The following is a 314-nucleotide window of genomic DNA, read 5'->3' on the forward strand; positions in this document are numbered from 1 at the left end:
ATCGCGAAGAACGCGTCGTGGCGTTTCTGTCCGGGGGTGCGGGGGTCGTGGATGATCTCGTCCGGTCCCCACGGGTCTGTGTCGTTGCGGGTCTCGGTGTCGATCCCGTCGAAGAACCCGCCATCGCCATCCGTGTCCGCGCCGCCGCCGTCGGCGTCGCCGTCGGTGTCGGAGTCCGCGTCGGTGTCGGTGTCGGCCGCGTCGCTTTCGTCGCCGTCGTCCGGTGCGTGCTCGCTGCGGGTTTCGGTGAAGGTGACGTGGCGGGCGGGGTTGGTGTGGGCGGAGAGGAGGTTCTGCAGGAGGGCGCCGGCTTC

The 314-nt window shown here is 70.4% G+C and carries 1 protein-coding gene; it reads right to left on the bottom strand.

Going from position 1 to position 314, the window contains the following annotated elements; translation table 11 throughout:
* Positions 1–314, bottom strand: a 314-nt coding sequence (locus tag ACWXWW_RS17955; RefSeq protein ID WP_455971361.1) for a hypothetical protein, incomplete at both ends; no start/stop codon positions are given.

This window comes from Microbacterium sp. KNMS (genome assembly GCF_053851835.1).